This window comes from Enterorhabdus sp. P55 (assembly GCF_009911695.1).
Lineage (GTDB): Bacteria > Actinomycetota > Coriobacteriia > Coriobacteriales > Eggerthellaceae > Enterorhabdus.
The window spans coordinates 1-6,103 of sequence record NZ_QWKK01000117.1 but is presented as its reverse complement, the minus strand read 5'-3'; the positions used below and the strand labels follow the sequence as shown (position 1 = coordinate 6,103).

4 protein-coding genes are annotated in these 6,103 nt (G+C 69.9%); 2 read left to right on the top strand and 2 right to left on the bottom strand.

Annotated features, from left to right (window positions below; genetic code table 11):
* Nucleotides 1-158 precede the first annotated feature (158 nt).
* Nucleotides 159-2,141, bottom strand: a complete 1,983-nt coding sequence (locus D1643_RS09335) for a DHA2 family efflux MFS transporter permease subunit (RefSeq protein ID WP_160710361.1) — start codon at nt 2,139-2,141, stop codon at nt 159-161.
* 243 nt (nt 2,142-2,384) lie between these two features.
* On the opposite strand from D1643_RS09335, the gene D1643_RS09330 reads away from it, so the two are divergent.
* The gene (locus D1643_RS09330; RefSeq protein WP_201751063.1) at nt 2,385-4,004 is read left to right on the top strand and encodes a helicase HerA-like domain-containing protein; all 1,620 of its coding nucleotides are present in this window, start codon (nt 2,385-2,387) and stop codon (nt 4,002-4,004) included.
* Between the two features lie 310 nt (nt 4,005-4,314).
* Here D1643_RS09330 and D1643_RS09325 read toward each other — a convergent pair whose 3' ends face one another.
* Nucleotides 4,315-5,235 (bottom strand): AEC family transporter, encoded by a 921-nt coding sequence (locus D1643_RS09325; RefSeq protein WP_160710360.1) that lies wholly within the window; start codon nt 5,233-5,235, stop codon nt 4,315-4,317.
* Between the two features lie 121 nt (nt 5,236-5,356).
* On the opposite strand from D1643_RS09325, the gene D1643_RS09320 reads away from it, so the two are divergent.
* Nucleotides 5,357-6,001 carry a TetR/AcrR family transcriptional regulator gene (locus D1643_RS09320; protein WP_160710359.1) on the top strand — a complete coding sequence of 215 codons (645 nt, stop codon included), beginning with the start codon at nt 5,357-5,359 and terminating at the stop codon, nt 5,999-6,001.
* The last annotated feature ends 102 nt before the right edge of the window (nt 6,002-6,103 follow it).

The window sequence follows — 6,103 nt, the reverse complement described above, 5'->3', positions numbered from 1 at the left end:
CCCGCGCGCCGCGCCGCCACCGACCGCGCGCGTCGCGTCCCAGCCGCTTGCCCGCCGCCGCAGCACGCCGCGCCCCGACCGCTTGCCCGCCTGTTACGCGAGGGGCCGCCCGGGACGAATCCCGAGCGGCCCCTCACGGCGCGCGAAGCAGGCGCGGTCTACTTCTCCATCAGATCGATGGTCTCGGCCAGCGAGCGGATGATGTTGCGACGGCTGAGGGCGCCCACGAGCTTGCCCTCGGCGTCCACCACGGGCACCTTCTTGATGCGTTTGCTGGCGAACAGCTGGCACACCTCGTCCACCGGCGTGTCCGCGCCCACCGACACCACGCGGCGGGTGGCCACGTCCATCACGTTGAGGGCCAGCAGCGCACGCAGGCGATCCATGGTCTTGGTATCGTCCACGTAGCGATACAGGTTGAGCGTGCTGTCCACCACCGAGATCTCGGTCTTGCCCAGGTAGTTGGCCACGTCGCCGTCGGACACGAAGCCCACCAGCGCGCCGGCGCCGTCCACCACGGGAAGCCCGCTCGTCTCGTTGGCGGCCATGAGGCGGATGACCTCGGCCATCGTGTCACCGGCGCTCGCGCACACGGGCTGGCGGTTCATCACGTCTGCGGCCACGTAGACGCGCTCGGGATCGAGGCGCTCGTCGCGCGTGGCGTCCACCGTCACGCCATCGAAGCCGGCGGAGTAGTCGACGGGCTCCTGGCCGCGCTCAGCCGCCGTGGCCGGCGTCCCCTTGCGGTCGCGCACGAGGAACAGGATGACCAGGCCCGCCACGCACATGAGGGCGAAGGTGGCGATGAAGGCCATGTGGTCGCCCACGTAGCTCTGCTCAAGCGGCGCGGCCTGGGGCGCCACCATCGGGGCGAGGGCCGAGATGGAGACGAGAACCGCCGTGCCGATGGACGCCGCCACCTGGTTGAGCGTGTTGGACACGCCCTGCGCATGCTGGATGACGCTGTTGTCCAGGGAGTTGACGCCCCAGGTGTTGAGCGGGGTCATGGTGAACTGCAGGCCCACCACCAGCACGGTGTAGGTGAGCGTCAGGTTGAGGAAGCTGCTGTCGATGCCCAGGCGCGCCAGCCCCGAGGCGCCCAGCACGGCCACGATGACGCCGGGAATGACCACGCGGCGCACGCCGAAGCGGTCGAACAGGCGCCCCGACACCAGTCCCATGAAGGCGCCGATGAGCGCGCCGGGCAGCATGGCCACACCGGACATGGTGGCCGAGAAGCCCAGCACGCCCTGCACGTAGAGCGGCGTGATGACGCCCGTGCCCATGAGCGCCGCCTGGACGATGACGATGATGACCACGGCGATAGCGTAGTTCCTGGAACGCAGAATCCCCACCTGCAGCATGGGCTCGGGCAGCGTCACCTGACGCCGCACGTACAGGGCGCACAGCACCAGGCCCACCGCGATGAGCGCCGCGGTGACCGCCAGGTTATCCGACGACGCGAAGGTAGACAGCCCGTAGAGCAGGCACACGAGGCCCACGGTGGACAGCGCCACCGAGAGCTTGTCGAAGGGAGCGCGGGCGAAGCTGCCGTAGTTGCGCAGGACCGCCACGGCCAGCACGATCACCACCACCGAGAGCGCCGTCACGATGGCGAACAGCGCCCGCCAGCCCACGGAATCCACCAGCAGGCCCGCCGCCGACGGCCCCACCGCCGGGGCGAAGCCGATGATGAGCCCGATGACGCCCATGGCCGTGCCGCGCTTCTCGCGGGGGAACACGAGCAGGATCACCGTGAACACCATGGGCATGGCCATGCCGGTGCACGCCGCCTGCAGCACGCGGCCCAGCAGCAGCACCCAGAAGCTCGGCGACACAGCAGCGGCCAAGCTGCCGGCCGTGAACAGCGCGAAGGCCGTGATGAACAGCTGCCGCGTGGAGAATCGGCCGATCAGGTACGCGGAAAGCGGGATGACGACGGCCTCCACCAGCGAATAGCCACTCGTCAGCCACTGCACGGTGGTGGCATCCACTTCCAGGTCGGCCATGATCGCCGGCAGCGCCGGGGAGAGCAGCGTCTGGTTGAGCACCGCCAGCAGCACGCCCACCAGCAGCACGCCCACCATCACCAGCTCTTTTCTTCCAACACCAAGGGTCATGAGCTCTAACCTCACTCTCATTTGCTTAGAATCCGTAAAAAAGCGAATGTTCCGATGCTAGCGGCCCCATCGGGACCGGGCAAGGGAAAAGTTCGCAAGCGGGCCAAGAAAACAGGTCCGCCGACCCGCGCGGGCGAATGCCAATGAGCCCTGCGGGCGCGTTTCTGCCAGCTAACGGCTGCCGCACAGTCGCACGTCAGCCCGAAGACAGCGCCGGGGCGATGCTACGATAGCGCCGGCCCCTCCCGCGCGAAAGGATCCCCCATGCTGGAAGACGGAACCATCCGGATGGCCCAGGCGGTCGATGCCGCGGGCTCCCCTCTCGACGTCGCCTGCCTCCTGCGGCTCGACCAGGCCAACCGCCACGGGCTCATCGCCGGCGCGTCGGGCACGGGCAAGACCGTTACGCTCAAGGTGATGGCCGAGGGGTTCTCCCAGGCGGGCGTTCCCGTGTTCATGGCCGACGTGAAGGGGGACGTCACCGGCATGGCCCAGGCCGCCGACGACGCCAATGGCAAGCTGGCCGCCCGCGCCGCCGAGCTGGGCGCGCCGGGCTGGGCGCCGGCCGGCTGCCCCGTGCGCCAGTGGGACATGCTGGGCGGGCCGGGCATCCCCGTGCGCGTCACCGTGTCGGACATGGGGCCGGTGCTGCTGGCGCGACTGCTCGGGCTCACCGAGGTGCAGGAGGGCGTGCTCAACGTGGTGTTCCGCGTGGCCGACGACCGCGGCATGCTGCTCATCGACCTCAAGGACCTGCGCGCCCTGCTCAACTATGTGGGCGAGCACGCTAAGGAGTTCGAACTGGAGTACGGTCGCGTGTCGCCCCAGTCCGTCGGCGCCATCCTGCGCGCGCTCATCGCCGTGGAGGATCAGGGCGGCGACGTGTTCTTCGGCGAGCCGGCCCTCGACCTGGCCGACTGGTTCGCCTGCGACGAGGCGGGCCGCGGCTACGTCAACCTGCTCAACGCCGCGGGGCTCATCACGAGCCCCCAGGTCTACGCCATGTTCCTGCTGTGGATGCTCAGCGAGCTGTTCGAGACGCTGCCCGAGGTGGGCGACGGCGACCGGCCGCGCTTCGTCTTCTTCTTCGACGAGGCCCACCTGCTCTTCGACGACATGCCCAAGGAGCTGGTGGATCGCATCGTGCAGGTGGTGAAGCTCATCCGCTCCAAGGGCGTGGGCGTGTACTTCATCACGCAGTCGCCCTCCGACATCCCCGACGAGGTGCTGGCCCAGCTGTCCAACCGCATCCAGCACGGGCTGCGCGCCTACACCCCTGCCGAGCAGAAGACCGTGCGCGCCGCGGCGGCCGCCTTCCGCGCCAACCCCGACCTCGACGCCGAGGCCGCGCTCGGCGAGGTGGGCACCGGCGAGGCGCTCGTCTCGCTGCTCGACGAAGAGGGCCGGCCGAGCGTGGTGCAGCGCGCCAAGGTGCTGCCGCCAGAGTGCTCGATGGGCGCCGCGCCGCCCGAGACGATGGCCGCCGCGCTGGAGGCCGCCGCGCCCCTGGCGGCCAAGTACGGCCAGGCTATCGACCGCGAGAGCGCCTACGAGCTCATCGCCGGCGAGCGGGCCGCAGCCGCCGAGGCCGACGCCCTGGCCGCCGAGCGGGAGGCGCTCGAACGGGAGCGCGCTGCCTTCGAGGCGCAGCGGGCGGCCGAGGACGCCCAGGCGCAGAAGGCCGCCGAGCGAGAGCGGGAGCGCCTGGCCAAGGAGGCTGAGCGAGCGCGCGTCGCCGCCGCGAAGGAGGCTGAGCGGGCCGCCCGCGAGGCCGAGCGCCAGCGGGCGCAGGCTGCCAAGGCCGCCAGCTCCGTGCTGGGGCAGATAGGCCGCGAGGCCGGCCGCCAGCTAGTGCGCGGGCTCTTCGGCGCGCTCAAGCGCTAGGGGCGCCTCCCAAGGGCGCAGCGCGGTCGGGGGGGGGCGGGGCGGTCGTGGGAGGCCAGCGAACTTCGCCGTTTCGCACCCGGGGAGGCGTCGCGGCGCCCCCATGCATCGGAATCGCCGCATTCTGGCCATTTGCTTCGAAATTCCGAGGCTTTCAGGCCCCACAGGGGCTCGATCTACCCTCGACGAGAGTGACCCGCTCTCGCGACCTGGGAAAACGTCGGCAGCCACGCGACAAGCGGAGAGCGCAGCCTCGGAATTTCGAAGCAAATGGCCTTTTTCCGCCCCATTCCATGCACAGCCCGCGCCGTCACGCCAGAAGCACCGCCAGCGGGATGGTCACGACGCTCGCCACCAGGGTGGCCACGGTGATGCCCGTGGCGTACTCGCCCTCGTCGCCGTTCTGGGCGGCCACCATGGGCACCACCGTCATCACCGGCAGCGCCATGATGATGACCAGCGCCGACACCAGGTCGCCCGGCAGCGGCGTCAGCGCCAGCAATCGGCCGGCCAACACGGGCAGCGCCACCATCTTCACCGCCACGCCCGCATAGAGCTCGGGGCGACGCAGCACGGCGCCCACGTTCGAGAAGCACACGAGCGCACCCAGGTACATCATGCACAGCGCGCTGGTGGCGTTGTCGATGGTGCCCAAGGTGAGCGCCGCCAGCCGCGGCAGGGGGATGTCCGCCAGCACGAACACCAAAGCCGCCGCGATGGCCACCGTGTTAGGCGTCACGAGTGAGCGCGGGTTGAAGCGCGCCACCTGCCGATCGCGGGCCGTGGCCAGCCACACCCCGTAGGTCCAGAACACCGCCTGGTCGATCAGGGAGAACAGCATCATGTAGAGCAGGCCCGTCTCGGGAAACACCGCCGCCAGCAGCGGGATGCCCACAAACCCCGTGTTGCCGAAGATGAAGCAGAACTGGAACACACGATCCTTGTCGTGGGGCAGCCGGAGCACACGGGCCAGCAGAAACAGCACGAGCGACACCAGCGCGTAGAACAGCGCGGCCAGCACCACCATGGCCAGGTTGTCGAAGAGGGCCTGGCGCGTGCAGCCAACGCAGGTAGAGTAGAAGATCATCACCGGCAGCAGCACCTTGGTGATGAGCTTGGCCAGGCTCGGCAGGTAGTCTCGCCCGATGACGTTCAGCTTGGCGGCGACGAAGCCCACCGCCAGTATCAGGAAGAACACGATCATGCGCTCTAGGGTTATCTCGAATATCATCGCCGCATCGCTCCTCGGGCCGCCGACAGTCTCAGCCCGTTACGTTATCCGCGCAGGCGGCACGATGCTGAACAAAGTCGTACAATGTGTCCGGAAAGTACCGCCCACCCCGAGGAGCCCCGTGACCGACCGCCGCATCGAGAGCACCCGCCACGCCATCAAGGAGGCCCTGCTGCGCCTGCTGGCCGCCAAGCCGCTGGCCCAGGTCACCGTGGCCGAGCTGGCCGCCGAGGCTGGCGTGAGCCGCTCCACCTTCTACGTTCACTACGCCAATACCCAGCGTGTGCTCACCGCCCTCGTCCGCGACTTCCTGCGCGAGGTGCGCCCGCTGCCGACCCAGCTGCGCTGCGCGGCCTGCCGGGAGGTCCTGGGCGCCGGCGAGGATGAGGCAGCGCCCCGAGGCGACGGGAGCGGCCCTGCGGAGGATCAGGCGCTCCTACGAGAAACGGACGGCGGGACGGCCCCCGCAGCGAGCGTGCCCTTCTGCGTGGCCCTTCGGGATGGCGGACGCTGGCGTCCCCTGGTGCGCGACCCGCTGTTCCTGCCCACGGTGCTCGCCCTGATCGAGAACGAGGACAATCCTGCGCTCAACGCCTACCACGCGCTCGACCTGGACGGCGAGCTGGCCCGGACGCTCTACCGCTTCCAGATGACCGGCTGCTATGCTGCGGCCCTCGCCCACGACCGAGACGACAGCTGGCCTCGGGCCCAGACTGCCATCGACACGTTCATCCGCGGCGGAATGAACGCCTTGCGCGCTCGGTAGGCGACGATCCCGCGCCCGCACGCGCGCCCGCGCTGGCGCCGCCAGCCAGCGCGTCGTCTACCCAACGGCGCGCCCCGCGCCCGCCGCGCCTGCCAACGCGCC